Below are 833 nucleotides of genomic sequence, written 5' to 3' on the forward strand. Positions count from 1 at the left end.
GCCGCCAGCCCGCACCTCGTCGGTCGCGGCAAACGCGTGCTGCTTGGCCGCGAGATCGATGCCAAAACCGCCCTCGACCTGCTCGAAAACGCCCCGCAAGCGATTCGCGCCATGGCCGCACAGATACTCAACCACGCACAGTCAACCGTCCGTATCAACGTGCGGGCATCCACCACAGAACAGAGAATCGCAATGAACACGCTGCACGACATGTTTTCCCCACGGGCGCCCGCATGAGTACTGCCTTGCTCGACCCATGGACCGACGCCGCCGCCATCGCAATGCGGCTGAACGCTTCGTCCGCACGCCTGACATTAATCATCGGCGCGACCGGCTGGTGCGAAACCTGCCGCACGCTCAAGCCAGTCTTCGAATCCCTGGCAGCCGAACACGGCGGAAGAAACGATACCTGGCTCTGGCTCGATCTCGAAGATCACGCCGAGTTCCTGGACGACTTCATTCCCGACAGTCTGCCGCTGCTGGTCAGCTACAGAGGTGCTCAACTGACCCACGCTCTCGTTCCCGGCCGCATCACCGTATCGGCACTGACCGACCTGCTGGCGCAGGCACCGCGCATCGAACAAGCCGAATTGCCGGATATCCGCGCCCGTCTGATGGCTGTTGACTGGGCAACGTAACTGTATTTCTCAAGGCGTGAGTAATGCTGGAGACAAATGCCCTTCCGATCCAGGCATTCGTTCGCGCCTCCTCCATCAGGATTAGGCGGTGGAATAGATTGGCTAGCATGGTGATTCGCACCCAACAGCGTAGGATGCGAATCACAAAACACAGCGTCCAACGGCAGCGTTGAGTACAGCGACAAGCCGCAAGGT

At 60.3% G+C, this 833-nt stretch carries 1 protein-coding gene and 1 pseudogene; both read left to right on the top strand.

Going from position 1 to position 833, the window contains the following annotated elements; genetic code table 11:
- Window positions 1-237, top strand: a pseudogene (locus tag F2P46_RS36020) (hypothetical protein); the annotation flags it as partial.
- Entirely contained in the window at window positions 234-638 is a 405-nt protein-coding gene (locus tag F2P46_RS36025) for a thioredoxin family protein (RefSeq protein ID WP_166899308.1), read from the top strand. The pseudogene F2P46_RS36020 and the gene F2P46_RS36025, both read left to right, overlap by 4 nt.
- Window positions 639-833: the final 195 nt, after the last annotated feature.

Origin of the sequence: Massilia sp. CCM 8734 (assembly GCF_011682155.1) — a bacterium.
Lineage (GTDB): Bacteria > Pseudomonadota > Gammaproteobacteria > Burkholderiales > Burkholderiaceae_D > Telluria_A > Telluria_A rubra.